This window comes from Micromonospora sp. C95 (assembly GCF_018070465.1).
Taxonomy (GTDB): Bacteria; Actinomycetota; Actinomycetes; order Mycobacteriales; family Micromonosporaceae; genus Micromonospora.
Genome location: NZ_JAGPXT010000025.1, coordinates 15,108 through 34,274 on the forward strand (window position 1 = coordinate 15,108; position 19,167 = coordinate 34,274).

Annotated in this window: 21 protein-coding genes; 10 read left to right on the forward strand and 11 right to left on the reverse strand. The window is 71.3% G+C overall.

Annotation, left to right across the window (positions count from 1 at the left end):
- Positions 1–6: 6 nt before the first annotated feature.
- On the reverse strand, positions 7–1,182 hold the full coding sequence (nadA, locus tag KBX00_RS23155; RefSeq protein WP_210830168.1) for a quinolinate synthase NadA: 1,176 nt from the start codon (positions 1,180–1,182) through the stop codon (positions 7–9).
- Between the two features lie 68 nt (positions 1,183–1,250).
- Between nadA and KBX00_RS23160 the strand changes: the two genes are divergently transcribed.
- The 3 genes from KBX00_RS23160 (at position 1,251) to KBX00_RS23170 (ending at position 4,142) form a co-directional block, all read left to right on the forward strand.
- Positions 1,251–2,390 carry a glycerate kinase gene (locus tag KBX00_RS23160; RefSeq protein ID WP_210830169.1) on the forward strand — a complete coding sequence of 380 codons (1,140 nt, stop codon included), beginning with the start codon at positions 1,251–1,253 and terminating at the stop codon, positions 2,388–2,390.
- A gap of 158 nt (positions 2,391–2,548) precedes the next feature.
- Positions 2,549–2,917: an iron-sulfur cluster insertion protein ErpA gene (gene erpA / locus KBX00_RS23165; protein WP_093401225.1), complete on the forward strand. Its 369-nt coding sequence runs from the start codon at positions 2,549–2,551 to the stop codon at positions 2,915–2,917.
- A gap of 247 nt (positions 2,918–3,164) precedes the next feature.
- Positions 3,165–4,142 (forward strand): carbohydrate kinase family protein, encoded by a 978-nt coding sequence (locus KBX00_RS23170; RefSeq protein ID WP_210830170.1) that lies wholly within the window; start codon positions 3,165–3,167, stop codon positions 4,140–4,142.
- Between the two features lie 244 nt (positions 4,143–4,386).
- On the opposite strand, the gene KBX00_RS23175 is transcribed toward KBX00_RS23170, so the two are convergent.
- Both KBX00_RS23175 and KBX00_RS23180 read right to left on the reverse strand, forming a co-directional pair.
- Positions 4,387–4,623 carry a sulfurtransferase TusA family protein gene (locus tag KBX00_RS23175; protein WP_210830171.1) on the reverse strand — a complete coding sequence of 79 codons (237 nt, stop codon included), beginning with the start codon at positions 4,621–4,623 and terminating at the stop codon, positions 4,387–4,389.
- Entirely contained in the window at positions 4,620–5,771 is a 1,152-nt protein-coding gene (locus KBX00_RS23180) for an aminotransferase class V-fold PLP-dependent enzyme (protein ID WP_210830172.1), read from the reverse strand. Before KBX00_RS23180 ends, KBX00_RS23175 begins: the two co-directional genes overlap by 4 nt.
- Before the next feature lie 193 nt (positions 5,772–5,964).
- On the opposite strand from KBX00_RS23180, the gene coxB reads away from it, so the two are divergent.
- Positions 5,965–6,936, forward strand: a complete 972-nt coding sequence (gene coxB, locus KBX00_RS23185) for a cytochrome c oxidase subunit II (RefSeq protein WP_210830173.1) — start codon at positions 5,965–5,967, stop codon at positions 6,934–6,936.
- Positions 6,937–6,946: 10 nt separating this feature from the next.
- Entirely contained in the window at positions 6,947–7,375 is a 429-nt protein-coding gene (locus KBX00_RS23190; RefSeq protein ID WP_210830174.1) for a cytochrome c oxidase subunit 4, read from the forward strand.
- A gap of 120 nt (positions 7,376–7,495) precedes the next feature.
- On the opposite strand, the gene trpD is transcribed toward KBX00_RS23190, so the two are convergent.
- From trpD to KBX00_RS23205, 3 genes are all read right to left on the reverse strand, one after another.
- Complete coding sequence (gene trpD, locus KBX00_RS23195; RefSeq protein WP_210830175.1) at positions 7,496–8,542, reverse strand: anthranilate phosphoribosyltransferase; 1,047 nt, start codon at positions 8,540–8,542, stop codon at positions 7,496–7,498.
- A gap of 84 nt (positions 8,543–8,626) precedes the next feature.
- On the reverse strand, positions 8,627–9,022 hold the full coding sequence (locus KBX00_RS23200) for a hypothetical protein (protein WP_210830176.1): 396 nt from the start codon (positions 9,020–9,022) through the stop codon (positions 8,627–8,629).
- 174 nt (positions 9,023–9,196) lie between these two features.
- The gene (locus tag KBX00_RS23205; RefSeq protein ID WP_210830177.1) at positions 9,197–10,198 is read right to left on the reverse strand and encodes a cytochrome c oxidase assembly protein; all 1,002 of its coding nucleotides are present in this window, start codon (positions 10,196–10,198) and stop codon (positions 9,197–9,199) included.
- Positions 10,199–10,305: 107 nt separating this feature from the next.
- On the opposite strand from KBX00_RS23205, the gene KBX00_RS23210 reads away from it, so the two are divergent.
- The 5 genes from KBX00_RS23210 to KBX00_RS23230 all read left to right on the forward strand — a co-directional run bounded on the left by KBX00_RS23210 (position 10,306) and on the right by KBX00_RS23230 (position 15,378).
- Positions 10,306–10,905: a heme-copper oxidase subunit III gene (locus KBX00_RS23210; protein WP_210830178.1), complete on the forward strand. Its 600-nt coding sequence runs from the start codon at positions 10,306–10,308 to the stop codon at positions 10,903–10,905.
- A gap of 76 nt (positions 10,906–10,981) precedes the next feature.
- Positions 10,982–11,821, forward strand: a complete 840-nt coding sequence (locus tag KBX00_RS23215) for a cytochrome c (RefSeq protein ID WP_210830179.1) — start codon at positions 10,982–10,984, stop codon at positions 11,819–11,821.
- Positions 11,822–11,832: 11 nt separating this feature from the next.
- On the forward strand, positions 11,833–12,918 hold the full coding sequence (locus tag KBX00_RS23220; RefSeq protein WP_210830180.1) for a ubiquinol-cytochrome c reductase iron-sulfur subunit: 1,086 nt from the start codon (positions 11,833–11,835) through the stop codon (positions 12,916–12,918).
- Positions 12,915–14,534, forward strand: a complete 1,620-nt coding sequence (locus KBX00_RS23225) for a ubiquinol-cytochrome c reductase cytochrome b subunit (protein WP_210830181.1) — start codon at positions 12,915–12,917, stop codon at positions 14,532–14,534. The genes KBX00_RS23220 and KBX00_RS23225 overlap by 4 nt, the downstream gene beginning before the upstream one ends.
- A gap of 166 nt (positions 14,535–14,700) precedes the next feature.
- A complete protein-coding gene (locus KBX00_RS23230) occupies positions 14,701–15,378 on the forward strand; it encodes a DUF4142 domain-containing protein (protein WP_210830182.1) in 678 nt (225 codons plus the stop codon).
- 48 nt (positions 15,379–15,426) lie between these two features.
- Here the strand turns inward: KBX00_RS23230 and KBX00_RS23235 are convergent, their stop codons facing one another.
- The 5 genes from KBX00_RS23235 to KBX00_RS23255 form a co-directional block, all read right to left on the reverse strand.
- Complete coding sequence (locus tag KBX00_RS23235) at positions 15,427–15,714, reverse strand: Lrp/AsnC family transcriptional regulator (RefSeq protein WP_210830183.1); 288 nt, start codon at positions 15,712–15,714, stop codon at positions 15,427–15,429.
- On the reverse strand, positions 15,711–17,009 hold the full coding sequence (locus tag KBX00_RS23240; protein ID WP_210830184.1) for an MFS transporter: 1,299 nt from the start codon (positions 17,007–17,009) through the stop codon (positions 15,711–15,713). The genes KBX00_RS23235 and KBX00_RS23240 overlap by 4 nt, the downstream gene beginning before the upstream one ends.
- Positions 17,006–17,584, reverse strand: coding sequence for a helix-turn-helix domain-containing protein (locus KBX00_RS23245; protein ID WP_210830185.1), 579 nt, complete (start codon positions 17,582–17,584; stop codon positions 17,006–17,008). The genes KBX00_RS23240 and KBX00_RS23245 overlap by 4 nt, the downstream gene beginning before the upstream one ends.
- Before the next feature lie 90 nt (positions 17,585–17,674).
- Positions 17,675–18,556 carry a sugar phosphate nucleotidyltransferase gene (locus KBX00_RS23250; protein WP_307869057.1) on the reverse strand — a complete coding sequence of 294 codons (882 nt, stop codon included), beginning with the start codon at positions 18,554–18,556 and terminating at the stop codon, positions 17,675–17,677.
- The gene (locus KBX00_RS23255) at positions 18,553–19,095 is read right to left on the reverse strand and encodes an NUDIX hydrolase (protein WP_210830186.1); all 543 of its coding nucleotides are present in this window, start codon (positions 19,093–19,095) and stop codon (positions 18,553–18,555) included. The genes KBX00_RS23250 and KBX00_RS23255 overlap by 4 nt, the downstream gene beginning before the upstream one ends.
- Between the last annotated feature and the right edge of the window lie 72 nt (positions 19,096–19,167).

The window sequence follows — 19,167 nt, forward strand, 5'->3', positions numbered from 1 at the left end:
TCGAGGTCAGGCGCCGGGCAGCGCGAGCATCTGGTCCAGCGCCACCCGGGCGTGGTGCGCGGTGTCGGCGTCGACCGTGATCCGGTTGACCACCCGCCCGGCGACCAGCTCCTCAAGCGCCCAGACCAGGTGCGGCAGATCGATGCGGTTCATCGTCGAGCAGTAGCAGACCGCGCGGTCCAGAAACATGATCTGCTTGTCGGGGTGGGCCAGCGCGAGCCGGCGGACCAGGTTCAGCTCGGTCCCGACGGCCCAGGCGGAGCCGGCCGGGGCGGCCTCGATGGTCCTGATGATGTACTCCGTCGATCCGACCAGGTCGGCGGCCTGCACCACCTCGTGCCGGCACTCCGGGTGCACCAGCACGTTCACCCCCGGCACCCGCTGCCGCACGTCGTTGACGCTGTCGAGGGTGAACCGGCCGTGCACCGAGCAGTGCCCGCGCCAGAGGATCATCTTCGCCGCGCGCAGCTGCTCGGCGGTGAGCCCGCCGCCCGGCTTGTGCGGGTCGTACAGGACGCAGTCGTCCAGGGCGAAGCCCATCTCCAGCACGGCGGTGTTGCGGCCCAGGTGCTGATCGGGCAGGAAGAGCACCTTCTCGCCCTGCTCGTACGCCCACTCCAGGGCCCGCTTCGCGTTCGACGAGGTGCAGACCACACCGCCGTTGCGCCCGACGAAGCCCTTGATGTCCGCCGAGGAGTTCATGTAGGTGACCGGTACGGTGTGCTCCGCCAGGCCCAGCTCGGTGAGCACGTCCCAGGCGTTCTCGACCTGTGGCAGCGCAGCCATGTCGGCCATCGAGCAGCCGGCGGCCAGGTCGGGCAGCACGACCTGCTGCGCGTCCGAGGTGAGGATGTCCGCGCTCTCGGCCATGAAGTGCACGCCGCAGAAGACGATGTACTCGGCCTGCGGCCGGGCTGCGGCCTCGCGGGCCAGCTTGAACGAGTCGCCGGTCACGTCGGCGAACTGGATCACCTCGTCGCGCTGGTAGTGGTGACCCAGCACGAAGACCCGGTCGCCGAGGGCGGCCTTGGCCGCCGTCGCGCGGGCCACCAGGTCGGGATCGCTCGGTGCCGGCAGGTCACCCGGACACTCCACGCCACGTTCGGTGGCGGGGTCGCTGCCGCGGCCGAGGAGCAGCAGCGCAGTGGCGGTGTTGGAGGGCTCAACCCAGGTCGACGTCACGTCCTCCATGGTCCCACAGCGCGACCGTGGTGCCGCCCGTGCCGGTGTGGGCTGCCACACTGCCAGGCATGCGCGTACTGCTCTGCCCGGACAAGTTCGCCGGTACGCTCCCGGCCCCGCAGGTCGCCGCCGCGGTGGCCGAGGGCTGGCGGGAGGTGGCACCCGGCGACGACCTGCTGGTCAGGCCGTTGGCCGACGGGGGGCCGGGCTTCCTCGACGTGCTCGCCGAGGCGCTGCCCGGCCGGCGGGTGCCGGTGTCGACGACCGATCCACTGGGCCGGCCGGCCACCGGTGAGATGCTGCTCACCGACGGGGGTGCGGTCGCCTGGCTGGAGAGCGCGCAGGCCTGCGGGCTGCACCTGCTCACCGCCGGCGAGCGTGACCCGCTGGCCACCACGTCGTACGGCCTGGGTCTGCTGATCGCCGCCGCGGTCGAGGCCGGGGCGCGCACGGTGGTGGTCGGGCTCGGCGGCTCGGCGACGAACGACGGCGGCGCGGGAATGCTCGCCGCCCTGGGCGCGGTGGCGCTGGACGGCACCGGCGCGGCCCTGCCGTACGGCGGTGCGGCGCTGACCGCGGCGGCGAAACTCGACGGGACGCCCCGGTTGCGGGACGCCCGGCTGATCGCGGCCACCGACGTCGACAACCCGCTGCTCGGGCTGCACGGCGCGAGCAACGTCTTCGGGCCGCAGAAGGGCGCAGACCGGGCCGACGTGCTGCTGCTCGATGCCGCGCTCGGGCGTTGGGCCGAGGTGCTGGAGCGGGACCTGCCCGGCTGCCCCAGCGGGCTGGGCGCGCTGCCCGGTGGCGGCGCTGCCGGCGGCGTCGGTGCCGGGCTGCTGGCCCTGGGCGGGCGGTGCGAGTCCGGCATCGGGCTGGTCAGCCGAGCCGTCGAACTGGACACCGTGCTCGACGAGGTCGATCTGGTAGTCACCGGGGAGGGCAGATTCGACCACCAGTCGCTGCGCGGCAAGGTGGTGGCCGGAGTGGCCGGCGCCGCGCGTGACCGGGGGGTACCCTGCGTCGTGCTCGCCGGGCAGGTCAGCACCGGGCGGCGGGAGGCGGCGTCGGTCGGGGTGACCGACGCTTACAGCCTGGTGGAGCACTTCGGCGGTGAGGAGCGCGGCGGGTTGGCCGCCGCCCTGGAGCGCCCGGCGCAAGGGCTGCGGGAGCTCGGCGCCCGGCTGGCCCGGCAGTGGAGCCGCTGACTGCTGACCCGGGTCGTACCGAGTGCCTGGTCACGCCGCCGGGTGGCACGGCCACCGGCGGCCTACAATCAGAAGCTGGACCACTGTGGGAATCGCTGACCGGCGGCTGACGTTGGCCAGAGGAGGACCACACCGACGCGCCGCAGGGAGAATTCCACGTGACCACGCCAGCGCAGACCGAGTCGACCGAGGCCAAGGCCCCCACGTCCGTCGTCCTCACCGACGTCGCGGCGCAGAAGGTCAAGGCCCTGATCGAGCAGGAAGGCCGCGACGACCTGCGGCTCCGGGTCGCGGTGCAGCCGGGCGGCTGCTCCGGCCTGCGGTACCAGCTCTTCTTCGACGAGCGTTCGCTCGACGGTGACATCGTCACCGACTACGACGGTGTCGAGGTCGTCGTCGACCGGATGAGCGCCCCCTACCTGGCCGGCGCCACCATCGACTTCGCCGACCGGATCGACGCCCAGGGCTTCACCATCGACAACCCCAACGCGGGCAACTCCTGCGCCTGCGGAGACTCCTTCAGCTGAGTCCGGTTCGCCACGCGGACGGCGGTACGGCCATGCGGCCGTCCCGCCGTCCGCGTCTCTGTATCCCGGCCCGGGTACCCCACAGTCGATCATGAAGTTGTTGTCGCGCCAGGCCGGTGTGGGTGACAACAACTTCATGATCAACGGGTGGGTTTCGCGGTGGGGGCGGGTGGGTGGCGGGGTGGTCGCTCGGGGGTGGTGGTGCCGGTAGGCTGATCGGGCTCTGCTGCCGATCCCGAGGGTTGCCATGAAGATCGCCGTGACCGGCTCGATCGCCACCGATCACCTGATGAGTTTTCCGGGTCGGTTCGCCGACCAGCTCATCGCCGACCAGTTGCACAAGGTCTCCCTCTCCTTCCTGGTGGACGATCTGGTGCTGCGCCGGGGCGGGGTGGCGGCCAACATCGCGTTCGGCATGGGTCAGCTCGGCCTCCGGCCGGTGCTGCTCGGCGCCGTCGGCGCCGACTTCGCCGACTACCGTTCCTGGCTGGAGCGGCACGGGGTGGACTGCGACTCGGTGCACGTCAGCGAGATCGCCCACACCGCCCGCTTCGTCTGCACCACGGACACCGACATGTGCCAGATCGCCTCGTTCTACGCGGGGGCGATGAGCGAGGCCCGCAACATCGAGCTGCACCCGGTCGCCCGGCGTCTCGATGGGCTCGATCTGGTGCTGGTCGGTGCCAACGATCCGGAGGCGATGCTGCGTCACTCCGCCGAGTGCCGGGAGCGTGGCTACCCGTTCGCCGCCGACCCGTCGCAGCAGCTTGCCCGGATGCCCGGCGAGGACGTGGTGGCCCTGATCGACGGTGCCGACTACCTGATGACCAACGACTACGAGAAGTCGCTGCTGCAGAGCAAGGCCGGCCTCTCCGACGACCAGCTGCTGGACCGGGTGAAGATCCGGGTCACCACGCTGGGCAAGCATGGGGTGGAGATCGCGGGGCGGGAGATCGAGACGATCCACGTGCCGATCGCCCGGGAGACCCAGGCGGTCGATCCGACCGGCGTCGGCGACGGCTTCCGTGCCGGCTTCTTCACCGCGCTGTCCTGGGGCGTCGGGTTGGAGCGGGCCGCCCAGGTCGGCTCCCTGCTCGCCACGCTGGTGCTGGAGACCGTCGGCACCCAGGAATACCAGGTGCGCCGCGACGCCTTCGTCAAGCGCCTCGCCGAGTCCTACGGCGACCACGCCGCCGACGAGATCCGCCCCCACCTGCTGCCCTGACCGGCTCCGACGGCACCGTCGGGCGGCCGAGGAATCCGGGTCCGGGTCTACCCCCCATCCGTAACCGGAAGGTCCGGCGGCAGGGGTACCGGCCCTGTCGAGCTGAACCGTGTGCGCTCTCACGCGGGACGCGGGACGCGGGACCGACGGCGACGGCTGGTGACCCGTTCGCGCCCTCAGGTCGACAGCGTCTCGGTACCGCACCCCGGTGCCATGCCGCAGCGCCAGCGATGGTCGCCGTTCGTCAGTGTGTGCGGCGCACGTCGTAGCCGGGGCCGGGTGCGTTGCCCAGGAACTCCTGCTGACGCATCCGGCACCAGGCCGGGATGTCGACCGCGGCCGCCGGGTCGTCGGCGAGCACCCGGACCACCGCGCCCACCGGCAGCTCCGGCAGCCGACGGGCCAGGGCGATCACCGGCAGCGGGCAGCGCTGGCCGAGGCAGTCGAGCACCACGTCCGGCTGACCGTCGGGCGCGCTCACAGCCCCACCACCCCCGCCTGTTCTCGTAGGTCGGCGACGATGCCGGGCAGTTCGGTGAGGAAGCGTTCCACGTCGGCCTCGGTGTTGCCGGCGTGCAGCGAGACCCGGACGTTGCCGTGCGAGAGCACCCCCATCGCCTCCAGCACGTGCGACGGGCGCAGCGTGGACGAGGTGCAGGACGAGCCCGACGAGACGGCGAAACCCCGCCGGTCCAGCGCGTGCAGCAGCGCCTCCCCGTCGACGTACAGGCAGGAGAAGGTGACCAGGTGCGGCAGCCGGTGCTCGGGATCGCCGACCACCTCCACGTCCGGCACCTCGGCCGCCACCCGGGCCCGGATCCGGTCGACAAGCGCAGCCAACCGCGTCGCCTGGGCTGCCGCGTCGGTCGCCACCGCGCGCAGGCTCGCCGCCGCCGCCACCACCGCCGGCAGGTTGAGCGTGCCCGGCGTACGACCCGATTCCCGCTCGTCGGTCGGCCAGGGCGACTCCCAGCGGGTGCCCTTGCGGACCACGAGCAGTCCGACACCGGGCGGGCCGCCCCATTTGCGGGCACTCGCGGTCAACACCGACCAGCCGGGCGGCACCGGCAGCCGGCCCACCACCTGAGCGGCGTCGACGTAGAGCGGTACACCTATCCGCGCGCAGGCCGCGGCGGCGGCCTCGACCGGCTGCACGGTGCCCACCTCGTGACTGGCCGCGATCAGCGCGGCCGACGCCACCTGGGCCCCGGAGACCGCGGTGGACCAGGCGTCCAGGTCCAGCCGGCCGAGGCGGTCGACCGGCACCTCGACGGCCGTGCCGCCGTCGGCGACGTGTTGTTCGGCGGCGTACAGCACGGCCGAGTGTTCGATCGCCGAGTGCACCAGAACCCGGCCGGCCCGTCGGCGTCCCCGCAGGCCACCGAGCACGGCGGCGTGTGCGGCGGTGGTGCCGCTGGCGGTGAAGGACAACTCGTCGGGGCGTACGCCGAGGGTGTCGGCCGTGGCCTCGCGCGCGGCGTCGAGCAACTGGCGGGCGCGCCGCGACTGGGAGTAGAGCCGGTCGGGGTCGGCCCAGCCGTCGTCGAGCGCGGCCAGCAGCGCCTGACGGGCGACCGGATGCAGCGGCGCGGCGGTGGCCGCGTCCAGGTAGACGGGGGAGGCAGTCACGTCTGCCCACGCTATCGCCCCGGCCGGCACCCGATCCCCCGTCGGGTGCGGACAACGACCCCAACCGGGTCCAGCCCGTCATGGTCGAGTAATCTGCGACCGTCGGTGACGCCTTTGCCGCCGGTGCGGCGGCTCCGCTCGGCGGAGCCGGCCGAAACGAGGACACCGCGGCGCGCTAGGGAGGCAGGACCAGGTGGTCGCAAGGAGTTCGGAGGTACGGCCGACGGCCGTACGGCACAGCGCATCCTCGCGAGCCGGTGGCCGGCGAGGGCGGCGTGCCGGGCGTCTCGCCGGGCTCGGATTCAGTGGGGCTGCGCTGCTGGTCCTGCTCACGGGCTGTGATGTCGGAGCGGCGTTCGGCGGCTTCGGCTGGCCGCAGGGCGGCATCACTCCCGAGGCCCGACGGATGTACGACCTGTGGATCGCCTCGTGCGTCGCGGCGCTCGCGGTCGGCTTCTTCGTCTGGGGCCTGATCTTCTGGTGCATCGTGCGCTACCGCAAGCGCGGCAACGAACTGCCGGTGCAGACCCGCTACAACCTGCCGATGGAGTTCCTCTACACCATCGCGCCGGTGCTGATCGTCTCGGTGCTCTTCTACTACACCGCGGTGGTGCAGACCGACGTGGTGAAGACCACCAACAACCCCGACGTGACCGTCGAGGTGGTGGCCTTCAAGTGGAACTGGCAGTTCAACTACCGCGACGGCCAGGGCGTCGACGCCGAGACCACCGCGTCGGTGCTCGGCACCAGCGAGGTCATTCCGATCCTGGTGCTGCCGACCGGCCGGTCCATCCGGTTCGAGGAGACCAGCCGCGACGTCATCCACTCCTTCTGGGTGCCGGAGATGCTGTTCAAGCGGGACGTCTTCCCCGGCAGCATCCGTAACGTCTTCGAGGTCTCCTCGCTGGAGACCGAGGGGGCGTACGTGGGCCGCTGCGCCGAGCTGTGCGGCAGCTACCACGCCTTCATGAACTTCGAGCTGCGGGTCGTCTCACCGGAGGACTTCGACCGTTTCCTCGCGGCCAAGCAGGGTGGCGCCTCGACCCAGGAGGCGTTGACCTCCATCGGCGAGGACCCGTACGCGACCACCACGCGGCCGTTCGAGACGCGGCGTGACGAGAGCAACTTCAACCCGGACACTGCTCCGGCCGGCGCGGGAAGCTGAGGCAACCGGCATGAAGACCGAGTGGCGTATCTTCCTGATCATCGCCGGGTTCCTGCTCTTCGCGACCTTCCTCTACGGCGGCTGGACGTGGGCCGACTCGGACGGTCGGGTCGAGTGGATCGGCACCGTGGCCCTGCTGCTGTCGTTCCTGCTCTGCGCGATGTGCGGCGGCTTCTTCTGGTTCGTCTCCCGCCGCATCGACCTGCGCCCGGAGGACCGGCCGGACGCCGAGATCGCCGACGGTGCGGGTGAGATCGGCTTCTTCAGCCCGGGCAGCTACTGGCCGTTCGGCCTCGCCCTGGCCGCCGCGATCGCCGGCCTGGGCCTGGTGTTCTGGCAGTTCTGGCTGCTCGGCCTCGGTGCGGTGGCCGTGATCCTGGCCGCCTGCGGCCTGCTGTTCGAGTACTACAGCGGCACGCGGCGTACCGCCGAACACTGAGCCTCGCAACGCGACAGGGCCCGCCCCACAGGGGCGGGCCCTGTCGTCGTCGAGTGGGCACCGGTTCGGGCGGCGCGGTGGTGGACCGCCGCACGGCGACGGGTCGACCGGCGCGGCGGGTCAGGCGGTACGGGCGACCTCGATCCAGCGGTCGAGGGTGCGGGCGGCCGCGCCGGAGTCGATCGACTCGGCGGCCCGGCCCAGACCGGCGCGGAGCGCCTCGGTCAGGTCGCCGGCCAGGGATCCCTGGGTGGCCAGCGCCGCCGCCGCGTTGACCAGCACGGCGTCGCGCACCGGCCCTGGCTCGCCGGCCAGCAGGCGTCGGGCCACGTCGGCGTTGTGGGCCGGGTCGCCGCCGCGCAGCTCGGCAAGGGTGGCCCGGGGTACGCCGAGGTCGACCGCGTCCACCACGGTCTCCCTGACGGCCCCGTGCTGGGCGATCCAGAACCGGGTCGCCGCGGCGGTGGTGAACTCGTCCAGCCCGTCCTCGCCGCGCATCACCAGCACCGAGTCGCCCCGGGCCGCGAAGACGGCCGCCATCACCGGCGCCATCGTCGCGTCGAAGCAGCCGACCGCACCCGAGCGGGGGCGGCCCGGATTGGTGAGTGGGCCGAGGAAGTTGAACGCGGTCGGCACGCCCAGCTCCCGGCGCACCGGGCCGGCGTGGCGCATGCCGGGGTGGAACCGGGCGGCGAAGCAGAAGCCGATGCCGGCCTCGGCCACGCACCGGGCCACCTGCTCGGGCCCGAGATCAAGTGGGATCCCGAGGAACTCCAGCAGGTCGGCGGTACCGCAGGAGGACGAGGCGGCCCGGTTGCCGTGCTTGACCACCCGTACGCCGGCTCCGGCCACGACCAGCGCCGTCATCGTGGAGATGTTTACCGTGTGGGCCAGGTCGCCACCGGTGCCGACCACGTCGAGCGCCTCGGCGCGTACCTCCTCGGGCAGCTCGACCGGGACGGCCCGGCTCAGCATCGCCTCGACCAGCCCGGTCACCTCGGCCGGGGTCTCGCCCTTGGCCCGCAGCGCGACGGCGAAGCCGGCGATCTGGGCCGGCGCGGCCGATCCGGACATGATCTCGCCCATCGCCCAGGCGGTGTCGGCGGCGGACAGTTCCTCGCCGCGCAGCAGCGCGGTGAGCAGGTGTGGCCAGGTCCGATCGCCCATGGCGGGCCTCCCGAGCAGACGGTTACGGGTGGGACGGGACCGGCGCCGGCTCGCCCGGCGCCGTGGCGGTGCCGGAGTGGGACGTCAGGCGGGTGCGCCCGCGCGCAGCAGCTCGGTCACCGTGGCGGCGGTGGTGACCGGGTCGAGCGGGTGCACCAGGGTGGCGTCGACCTCGGCGAAGGAGGCCAGCCAGCGGTCGGCGGCGCGGGCGATCACCACGCAGGTCGGTGGGGCGTCGTCCCGGTCGTCCTTGATCTGCCGGGCGATGCCGATGCCGCCGCCGGGGGTGGCCTCACCGTCGAGCAGCATCAGGTCGATCTCGTAGTCGTCGACAAGTCGGATGCACTCGGCGTAGGTGGACGCCTCGACGAACTCGACTCGCAGGTCGGCCGCGGGTCGGGTGCCGACGGCGAGCCGCATCCGGTCCCGTACCTGCGGGTCGTCGCTGTAGAGCAGGACGGTGCACAGACGGTCACTCATGCCGACACTCCGCTTCGCTTCGTGCCGTCCTGAGGCGCCATCGCACCGAGCATGACTCGCTCGCGGTGCTCGCTCATGGCTTCCAACGGCTCCCACTTCGTAGCTGCGTGGCCGATCGTACCGGTCGGTGTGGTGCGCGTGACACGCCGCCCCGACCGGTCCGCCGAGGCGGCCTCAGGCGGTGGATTCCGCCGCCCGTCGGCGGGCTTCCTGGCGGTCCAGTTCGCGGTCGATCCGGCGGGCCTCCCGCTCGGCCTGCCGCATCCACTGCACGACCAGGACCGCGAGCATCGTCACGCTGACGAACTCACCGCCGGCCCACAGGATGCCGCCGGCGAGCACCTGGTCCTCCCAGGGGTCGGCCCAGCTCAGCCCGAGCGAGGGATACCAGTCGCCGCCGAAGAGGGTGGTGCTCTGCATGATGGTCAGCCCGAGCACGGTGTGGAACGGCACCGACAGCAGCATCAGCAACGCCCGCCCGGGGTACGGCCAGCGTCCGGGCAGCGGATCCAGGCCGAGCAGCGGCCAGAAGAAGACGCAGCCGGTCATGATGAAGTGCGCGTGCACCAGCTCGTGCGCCCAGGCGTGTTCGAGCGTGTAGCGGTACAGGTCGGTGAAGTAGAGCGCGAACGGGTTCACCACGAAGATGGCGAACGCCACCAGCGGGAAGGTGTAGATCCGGGCGATCCGACTGTGCACCACCGCGAGCAGCCGCTTGCGCGGACCGGTCGGCAGGGTACGCAGGGCCAGGGTCACCGGCGCGCCCAGGGCCAGGAAGATCGGCGCGACCATGGACAGCACCATGTGCTGCACCATGTGCACCGACAGCAGCGTGGTGTCGTACGTCTCCAGCCCGGTTACCGTCACCGAGGCGATGCCGCCGAGGCCCGGGCCGAGGAAGAAGACGGTCCGGGCGACCGGCCAGCGGTCGCCCCGCAGCCGCAGCCGGTACACACCGTAGAGGTAGAGGCCGGCCGCGAGGACCAGGCCGACGGCGAGCCAGCTGTCCAGCCGGGCTTCGGTGAACACGGCGGTGATGGAGAACGGCGGCGGAGTGGCCTCCGCGGCCAGACTCCCGGCGCTCGTCGTCACCTCGGTCGCGGCCGAGCCGGTCGCGGCCGTGGTGAGCAGCGGCGCCGTCGGCGCGGCCACGGAGATCGGATCGACGTGCAGCACACCAATCAGCCTAGGTCAGGCGAACCGGACGGTACCGATCGGGCCACGCTGGCCCGGGTTTCACCCCCCGCTGATCGCCGGCCGTGGTGAACGGCAATAATGACCGCGTGACTGCGGCCCCAGCCATTGACAAGAGCCGGATCCACTCCCTGACGCGGCCGAACATGGTCAGCGTCGGGACGATCGTCTGGCTCTCCAGTGAACTCATGTTCTTCGCGGCGCTGTTCGCGATGTACTTCTCCATCCGCGCGGCGGCGCCGGAGCAGTGGGCGGAGCACACCGAGGTCCTCAACATTCCGTACGCGACCACCTTCACGGTGATCCTGGTGTTGTCCTCGGTGACCTGCCAGCTCGGCGTGTTCGCCGCCGAGAAGGGTGACGTCCACGCGCTGCGTCGCTGGTTCGCGATCACCTTCGTGATGGGCCTGATCTTCGTGCTCGGCCAGCTCAACGAGTACCGCGAGCTGGTGCACCACGGCATCAAGATCAACAGTGACGGCTATGGCTCGATGTTCTACCTGACCACCGGCTTCCACGGCCTGCACGTCACCGGTGGTCTGATCGCCTTCGTGATCTTCATGATCCGCACCACCATGGGCCGGTTCACCCCGGCTCAGGCCACCGCCGCGATCGTGGTGTCGTACTACTGGCACTTCGTCGACGTCGTGTGGATCGCGCTCTACGCCATGATCTACTGGCTTCAGTGATCTTGGCGCGCGTCAGCCGCCTTGCCGCTGCTCCACCCCCCGCAACACAAGGTCCAACCGGTTAAGGACACAGGTCATGACTTCTGACAACGACCGCCGACGCGGTCTGTTCGCGCGGCTGCGCGGGCGGCCCGGGGCGCCCAGCAGGGGCCGCCGCCGGCTGGGTGCTGCGGTCCGGCTGGTCGCCGCGCTGATGCTGGCCGGCGGCGCCTACACCGTCCTCGCCCCCGGCGCCGCCGCCCAGGAGAATCCGCCGCTGAGCAGCGCCGCCGCCGACGGCAAGGCGCTGTTCGACGTGAGCTGTGTGACCTGCCACGGACGCAACGCGCAGGGGGTCGAGGGGCGCGGGCCGAGCCTCATCGGCGTCGGCGCCGCCTCGGTGGAATTCCAGGTGAGCACCGGTCGGATGCCGATGGCCCGGCAGGAGGCCCAGGCGGCGCGCAAGCCCGAGGTGTTCACCCGCGACGAGATCGACCAGCTCGCGGCGTACGTCCAGGAACTCGGCGGTGGCCCGGTCGTTCCGGCGGGCGACGACCTGCACGCCGGCGGCAACGTCGCGATCGGCGGCGAGCTCTACCGGATCAACTGCTCGCAGTGCCACGCGTTCAGCGGTGGCGGCGGTGCCCTCTCCTCCGGCAAGTACGCGCCGAGCCTCGCGCCGGCCACCGACCGGCAGATCTACGCGGCGATGCTCAGCGGTCCGCAGAACATGCCGGTCTTCGGCGACAACCAGATCACGCCGGAGCAGAAGGCGGACATCATCGCCTACATCCAGCAGACGCTGAAGGACGACGGTGACCCGGGCGGCCTGTTCAACCTGGGCCGGTACGGACCCTCCACCGAGGGGATGGCGATCTTCCTCGTCGGTATCGTCGCGCTGGTCTTCGCCAGCCTGTGGATCGCGGGCAAGTCGTGAGCGGGGGGACCATGAGCAGTCACACCGGGCAGCGGGCCCTGCCGGACGGGGAGCCGCTCGACGTGAACGACCCCCGGCTCAGTCGGTTCGACATCGTCCGGGAGGGCGCCCGGCGGGACGACATCGAGATCGTCCACTACGAGCCGCAGGTGGCCCCGGGCACCAAGGCCGAGCGGCGGCTGGTCCGCACGGTGGCGGGCTTCTTCCTGCTGACCGGGCTGGCGGCGACCGCCTTCCTGGCGATCTACATCTGGTGGCCCTGGGAGTACGAGCCGGGTCGCGGCGGCGACAAGCTCTACACCCCGCTGCTCGGCGTGACCCTCGGCGTCGCCCTGCTCGGGATCGGCTTCGGCATCCTCACCTGGGGCAAGAAGCTGCTGCCCAAGGAGGTGTCGATCCAGGATCGGCACGAGGGTCCGGTGCCCGCCGAGGACCAGCGGATCACCGGCGAGACCATGGCGTACATGGCCGACGAGCTGGGCGTGAAGCGTCGGCCGCTGCTCGGCGTCTCGCTGCTGGCCGGTCTACTGCCGGTCGGCGCCGTCGCCGCGGCGCCCCTGGTCGGCGGGCTGATCTCCGACCCGCACAAGGACGACCAGATGATGACCACCGGGTTCGCCCCCCGGGACGGTCAGAAGATCCGGCTGGTCCGCGAGGACGGCCGACCCATCCGGCCGGCGGACATCAGCGCCGGTGGTCAGATCACCGTCTTCCCGGGCGTGGAGCACGGGGTGAGCAACCGGTACGCCGACTCGCCCACCCTGCTGATCCACCTGCGCGAGGACGACGCCGTGGAGTCGCGGCGCAACAACGAGCGCGAGGGCCACGGCGGCTACATGTGGGGCAACTACGCCGCGTACTCGAAGATCTGCACGCACGCCGGCTGCCCGGCGAGCCTGTACGAACAGCAGACCAACCGGCTGCTCTGCCCGTGCCACCAGTCGCAGTTCCTGATCACCGACAACGCCAAGCCCGTCTTCGGTCCGGCCAGCCGGCGGCTGCCGCAGCTGCCGATCGAGGTGGATTCCGAGGGCTACTTCGTGGCTACGTCCGACTACACTGAACCCGTCGGGCCCGACTTCTGGGAGCGGCCGTGAAGCGGCGAAAGTTTGACGTGGCAGCAGTGCCGGGCAACACCGCCCGAGCGGTCGACGACCGCTTCCAGGTGGCGACCCCGCTGCGCCGACTGCTCAACAAGGTCTTCCCGGACCACTGGTCCTTCCTGCTCGGCGAGATCGCGCTCTTCTCGTTCATCGTCCTGCTGCTGACCGGTGTCTTCCTGACCTTCTTCTTCGAGCCGGCGATGACCGAGGTCATCTACAACGGCAGCTACGCCCCGCTGCGGGGCACGCCGATGTCGGCCGCGTACGCCTCGACGCTGGACATCTCCTTCGACGTCCGCGGCGGCCTGATCATGCGCCAGATGCACCACTGGGCGGCGCTGCTGTTCATGGCCGCGATCGTGGTGCACATGCTGCGGATCTTCTTCACCGGCGCGTTCCGCAAGCCGCGCGAGACCAACTGGATCATCGGCTCGCTGCTGTTCTGGGTCGGCTTCCTGGCCGGCTTCACCGGTTACTCGCTGCCGGACGACGGTCTGTCCGGCACCGGCCTGCGGATCGCCTCGGCGATCATGCTGTCCATCCCGGTGATCGGCTCCTGGGTGACCGCGGCGGTCTTCAACGGCGAGTTCCCCGGCACGATCATCATCAGCCGGTTCTTCATCGCCCACGTGCTGCTCATCCCCGCCCTGCTCGTCGCGTTGATCACCGTTCACCTGGGCCTGGTGTTCAAGCAGAAGCACACCCAGTGGCCGGGGCCGGGCCGGACCAACGGCAACGTGGTCGGCGAGCGGATGTTCCCGCGCTACGCGATCAAGCAGGGCGGCTTCTTCATGGTCGTCTTCGGCGTGATCGCGCTGATGGGCGGTCTGTTCCAGATCAACCCGGTCTGGCTGTTCGGCCCGTACGAGGCATGGGTGGTCTCGGCCGCCAGCCAGCCGGACTGGTACGTCATGTTCCTCGACGGCTCGACCCGGCTGATGCCCGACTGGGAGATCACCATACCCATCGGCGAGGGTTACGTGATCCCGCCGCTGTTCTGGCCGACAGTGGTACTACCCGGCATCCTGGTGGCGCTCTCCCTGCTCTATCCCTTCATGGAGGCCCGCCACCTGAAGGACTACCGCAGCCACAACCTGCTCCAGCGTCCCCGCGACGTCCCGTTCCGCACCGGCCTGGGCGTCATGGCCCTCACGTTCTACGTGATCCTGACCCTCTCCGGCGCGAACGACGTCATCGCCGACAAGTTCCACATCAGCCTGAACGCGATGACCTGGGCCGGCCGGATCGGTCTGCTGCTGCTGCCGCCGCTGGCGTACTACGTCACCTACCGGATCTGTCTCGGCCTGCAGCAGCACGATCGGGAGGTTCTCGCGCACGGCGTGGAGACCGGCATCATCCGGCGGCTGCCGGACGGGCGGTTCGTCGAGGTGCACCAGCCGCTCAGCGCGGGCGACGGGCACGGCGAGCTGGACTACGCCGGCTGGGTGGTACCGAAGAAGATGAACCGGCTCGGCGCGCTCGGCCCGGCCATCCGGGGCTTCTTCTACCCGATCGAGCGGCCGGCCGAGGCGCCGGTCTCGCCGGGGCACCCGCCGGTCGAGCCGCGCCCGGAGCGGGAGGAGATCACCAGCGGGGAGACCCGCTCCTGAGATCCGTCGTAACGTGACGTGGCGCCCGCCGGACCTGCTCCGGCGGGCGCCACGCCCGTTTCGCCTCATCCGGACGTCGTCACCGCTTCCCGTCGTCGCCGGATCGCAGGAATAACCCCGGTCAGCCGGGTATCCGTGCGGTCCAACGTCTCAACGGGGAGGAAGCATGTTGGGTATCAAACGCCTCGGCCTGCTGGCCGCGCTGGTGCTGGTGGGAGTCGCACCCGCGGCGGCGGCGCAGGCGGCGGCGCAGCCGTCGGAACAGGACACCCAGTACCTGCAGGCGGTCCACCAGGTCAACCTGTACGAGATCGCCGCCGGTGAGCTGGCCCAGGAGAAGGGCCAGAACCAGCAGGTCAAGGAGCTGGGGCAGCAGTTCGTCACGGACCACACCGAACTGGACCAGTCGGTGCAGGACCTGGCCGGACAGCTGAACGTCGACCTGCCGAGCGAGCCCACCACCGAACAGCAGGACGGTCTCGACCAGCTCAACAACGCCAGCGGTGAGGAGTTCGACCGGCTCTGGGTGACCCAGGAACTGGCCGGCCACGTCCAGGCCATCCAGGCGACCCAGACGGAGATCTCACAGGGTAGCGAGCCGCAGGTGGTCCAGCTGGCGCAGACCGCGCTGCCGGTCCTGCAGGCGCACTACGACGCCCTGGTGATGCTGGCCGAGGAACTCGGCATCCCGGTGCCGGAGACCAGCCCGAGCGGCACGGCCAGCCCGGGTGGCACCGTCCCGGCCCCGGGTGGCACCACGCCGGCCCCGGGTGAGACCTTCACCGAGGAGGCGCCGGTTCCGGGTGGCACCGTCACCGAGACCCCGGTGCCGCAGCAGAGCTGATCCGGCGGTAGCGAGCCGAGCCGGTCCATCCCCTGCGGGTGGGCCGGCTCAGTCGGTGCTGCCCAGGCCGATGGCGAAGGCTTCCTCCAGGTCGTGCCGGGAGTACGCGCGGAAGGCGATGTGCGACTCGGTGTTGAGCACGCCCGGCACCTTCGAGATGCTGCCCGCGATGATCTGGGCGATCTCGTCGAACTCACGGACCCGGACCATGGCGATCAGGTCGACGTGCCCGGCCACCGAGTAGACCTCGCTCACCCCCGACAGGTTCGCAAGTGCCTCGGCCACCTCGGGAATCGAGTCGGTGGCGCAGTCGATCAGCACGATCGCGGTGATCACGGGACTCTCCGTTCGTCGGCGTACTCGCCCATGCTAGGCGGTATGACAGCAGCAGCGTGCGGGGCTGTGGCGGGCAGGCGTACGAAGAGGGCGGCGGACGCGAACAGCACCGCCGCGCCGATCAGGTAACCCGCTTCGATGCCGTGCCGGCTGGCCTGCCAGCCGATCAGCGGTAGCCCCACCGCCCCCACGACCTGCATGAGAAGTGACTGCACAGACAGCACGGTGGCCCGTTCGGTCGCCTCGACGCGGTCGTGCAGCAGCTTCGCCTGTGCCGGGAAGGCCGCGCCGAGACCGACGAAGAGCAGACAGTAGGCCAGCCCGGCGAGCGCCATGGCACCCGGCCCCCGCAGGAGTGCGCAACCGGCGAGCCCGAGCAGGGACAGCGCGGATACCACCACTCCGGTCGCCGCCGCCCGCGCGTGTGACCCGCAGCGGCGTACCGCCCAACCGGCAACCATGCCGCCGACGGCGTCGGCACCGAATCCCGCGGCTGCGACCACCGCGTACGTGGCAGCTGCGGTAGGACCGCCGGCCGATTCGGCCAGCCAGGCCGGGGTGAGAAGTTCGATGGTGCCCAGCGCGACACCCGCTCCGCCGGCCGCGAGCAACACCCGGGTCAGTACCCGGTCTCGTGCTGACACCTGCAGCCCGGCGGCGATGGTGGCGGGTACGTGCCGCACGACGTCCGCCAGTTCCGGGCGTGGATGCGGCGGCTCGGGCAGCCGGGCCGTCGCCAGGGCCCGCAGCGCCTCGACCCCGGCCGCTATCAGCACCGGCACTGCCAGGGCAGGAAGCGTGTTGGTGCCATCCAGAACCAGTGGCAGCAGACCGCCGGTGAGCGTGCCAACCGCCAGTGCCAGTGACCCGGCTACCTCACCTTTGGCCAGACCGCCGGTCAGGTCGACATCGCGGCCGGCGTGCGTGTGCACGGTGTCGACGTACCACGCTTCCAGCGGACCGGTCGACAGCGCGCGGGCGACGCCGCGCAGCACCGCGGAGGCCAGGAACAGTGCGATCGTGTCGGCCAGGCCCAGCAACAGCAGGCCGCCCGCGCCGGCCACCGCCGAGGCGACGAGTACGGGGCGGCGTCCGATCGCGTCCGCCAGCCCCCCGGTGGGCAGTTCGAGCAGCGCAACCGTGAGGCCGTACCCCGCGGTGACGAGCGCGATGGTGGGTACCGAGAGGCCACGGTCGAGCATCAGCAACACCAGGGGCACCAGATAGAGCCCGGTGGGCAGCCACAGCAGGAAGTTCAGCGATGCGTAGCGGCGGCGGGCCGCATCGATGCTCATCGGCGTTCGGATCTGGGAAAACCGGCCACCACGATGGACACGGTGAGCGCGCTCGGATCGGCTTCGTCTCGTGCGCTCAGCTCGTTGAGGTGGGCGTAGAAGCGGTCCCACAGCTCGGCCACCGAGGAGCGACTGAGCCGCGTCACGATGTCGCCGATGCCTGCCGCCTCCACCCAGGCCGGGTCCAGGTCGTCCAGTTGGGCCTCGAAGCGCTCGACGTCGCCGATGAGCACCTCGACCTGTCGACGCCGCATCATCCCCGCAGCCTCTCGACCGGCATCACTCGCGGAGAGCTCGGTGTTGCTCCATCCGGTCGTGCGGTGTACGGCCGCCCAGCGCCGTTCTCGTGGATGTCTGCGTCCGCTCTTGGACTCCGTGACGAACCCGTGTCGGGCCAGTATGCGCAGGTGGTAGCTGGTCGACCCGGACTCGGTGTCGAGCAGGTGGGCGAGTTCCGTGGCCGTGGCCGGGCCGTGCTCCCGCAGCGCGGCCAGCAACCGCACCCGGAGGGGGTGGGCCACCGCTTTGAGATCTGCGGGATCGGATACCCGTCGTTGCTGGCGAGGATCGGTCATGCACGACAACGTAGCTATGCAGAGAAGTTTATGCAAAAAGGTTTCTGCAAGCAGCGCCTGGCAGCGGCCGGGCGGGTGGTGCGTGTGGGATCAAGCCGCCGGGACGGTCAGGTCAGCACCGACCCGGATCACGTCGCGCAGGTGCTCCTCGGCACCGACGACGGCGCCCGCCCAGATCACGCTGCGACTGACCGTCCCACGGACGACGGCACCCGCGCCCACCACGGAGCGGTGGCAGGGGCCGGTGACCGTGGCGGTCGGATCGATCAGGCAGCCGTCGCCAGCGGCGTGCAGGTTCGCGGCGAGGTAGTCGGCCGGGGTGCCGGTGTCGATGAAGGTTCCCCGGTAGCCCACCACGTCCAGCCGACCGGCGGCCTCGGCCGGACGCCAGACCGCGCGTACCAGGTCGCCGAAGGTGGCGGGCAGGTCGCGGACCAGCCGCCACGGCAACAGCGAGAAACCGGTGAAGACGTGCCCGTCGAAGGTGCCCGGTGCGCGCGGGTCGGCGGCCGGCTGGCCGAGCAGGCGCACCGACTCGCCGTCCCAGCCGTCCAGCAGCGCGGCGATGTCGGGGCCGGGCGGTGCCGCCGGGTCGGCCAGGTAGGCGTCGGCGTTGCCGACCAGCACACCCCGGCCGTCGATCCAGTCCCGCAGCCGTCCCACGCCGCCAGCGGTGCCCAGCGGGTTGCCCGGCTCGACCGACAGGTGCGCCCGCGCACCCACCCGCCGCGCCACCTGGTCACCCAGGTAGCAGGCGTTCACCGCGACCGCGGCCGGGCCGGTCAGGCCGAGACCGGCGAGCCGAGCCAGCGCCCGGTCCAGCAGGGACACGTTGCCCACCGGGCAGAGCGCCTTCGGTACCCGCTCGGTCAGCGGGCGCAGCCGGGTGCCCTCGCCGGCGGCGAGCACCACCGCGCAGATCCCGTCGAAGGCGGCGCGACGGCGGTTCTCCGCGCCCTCGGGCCAGGTCACGGCGTCTTGTCGGGCAGCGGCGGCGGGAACTGCCCGGCCAACGGACCGATGTCGTAGTACGCCAGCAGACGGGCGGTCGGCCAGGTCAGCTTCGGCAGGTCGTCCAGCGGGTGCCAGGCGGCCTCGAAGACCTCGGCGCCGTCGACGGTCAGCTCGGTGCGCGAGGCCGGCACCTCGGCGGTGAACACCACGTCCACCCAGCCCTTGGCGTGCACGATGGCGTTGGGCACCGCCGGGGCGAGTCGGGTGGGGGAGAGGCGGACCCCGCTCTCCTCGTACAGCTCCCGGGCGGCGCCGACGGCCGGGTGCTCGCCGCGTTGCAGCAACCCGGCCGGCAGGGTCCACCCCCGGCCCGGTGGCTGCCGCAGCAGCAGCAACCGACCCGCGCCCGACGCCTCACTGTCGCGGAGCAGGGTGACGGCGCCGACGATGTACTTCGGCACGGCCATCCGGACCAGCCGACGTCGGACCGGCAGCGGCAGCCGGTAGAAGACCTGGTACGCGACGGCGCGCCCGGTGCGGCGGGTACGGAGGATCATGACTCCAGGCTAGTGGCCGTGAGGCTCACTCGCGCCACGAGGAGCACGCCGAGTACGGTGAGGGGCCAGGAC

Excerpts from the sequence above, each read along its gene's own strand:
- KBX00_RS23160 (WP_210830169.1), top strand. The coding sequence starts at position 1,251 with ATGCGCGTACTGCTCTGCCCGGACAAGTTCGCCGGTACGCTCCCGGCC.
- KBX00_RS23170 (WP_210830170.1), top strand. The coding sequence starts at position 3,165 with ATGAAGATCGCCGTGACCGGCTCGATCGCCACCGATCACCTGATGAGT.
- KBX00_RS23190 (WP_210830174.1), top strand. The coding sequence starts at position 6,947 with ATGAAGACCGAGTGGCGTATCTTCCTGATCATCGCCGGGTTCCTGCTC.
- trpD (WP_210830175.1), bottom strand. The coding sequence starts at position 8,542 with ATGGGCGATCGGACCTGGCCACACCTGCTCACCGCGCTGCTGCGCGGC.
- KBX00_RS23200 (WP_210830176.1), bottom strand. The coding sequence starts at position 9,022 with ATGAGTGACCGTCTGTGCACCGTCCTGCTCTACAGCGACGACCCGCAG.
- KBX00_RS23215 (WP_210830179.1), top strand. The coding sequence starts at position 10,982 with ATGACTTCTGACAACGACCGCCGACGCGGTCTGTTCGCGCGGCTGCGC.
- KBX00_RS23220 (WP_210830180.1), top strand. The coding sequence starts at position 11,833 with ATGAGCAGTCACACCGGGCAGCGGGCCCTGCCGGACGGGGAGCCGCTC.
- KBX00_RS23230 (WP_210830182.1), top strand. The coding sequence starts at position 14,701 with ATGTTGGGTATCAAACGCCTCGGCCTGCTGGCCGCGCTGGTGCTGGTG.
- KBX00_RS23240 (WP_210830184.1), bottom strand. The coding sequence starts at position 17,009 with ATGAGCATCGATGCGGCCCGCCGCCGCTACGCATCGCTGAACTTCCTG.
- KBX00_RS23245 (WP_210830185.1), bottom strand. The coding sequence starts at position 17,584 with ATGACCGATCCTCGCCAGCAACGACGGGTATCCGATCCCGCAGATCTC.
- KBX00_RS23255 (WP_210830186.1), bottom strand. The coding sequence starts at position 19,095 with ATGATCCTCCGTACCCGCCGCACCGGGCGCGCCGTCGCGTACCAGGTC.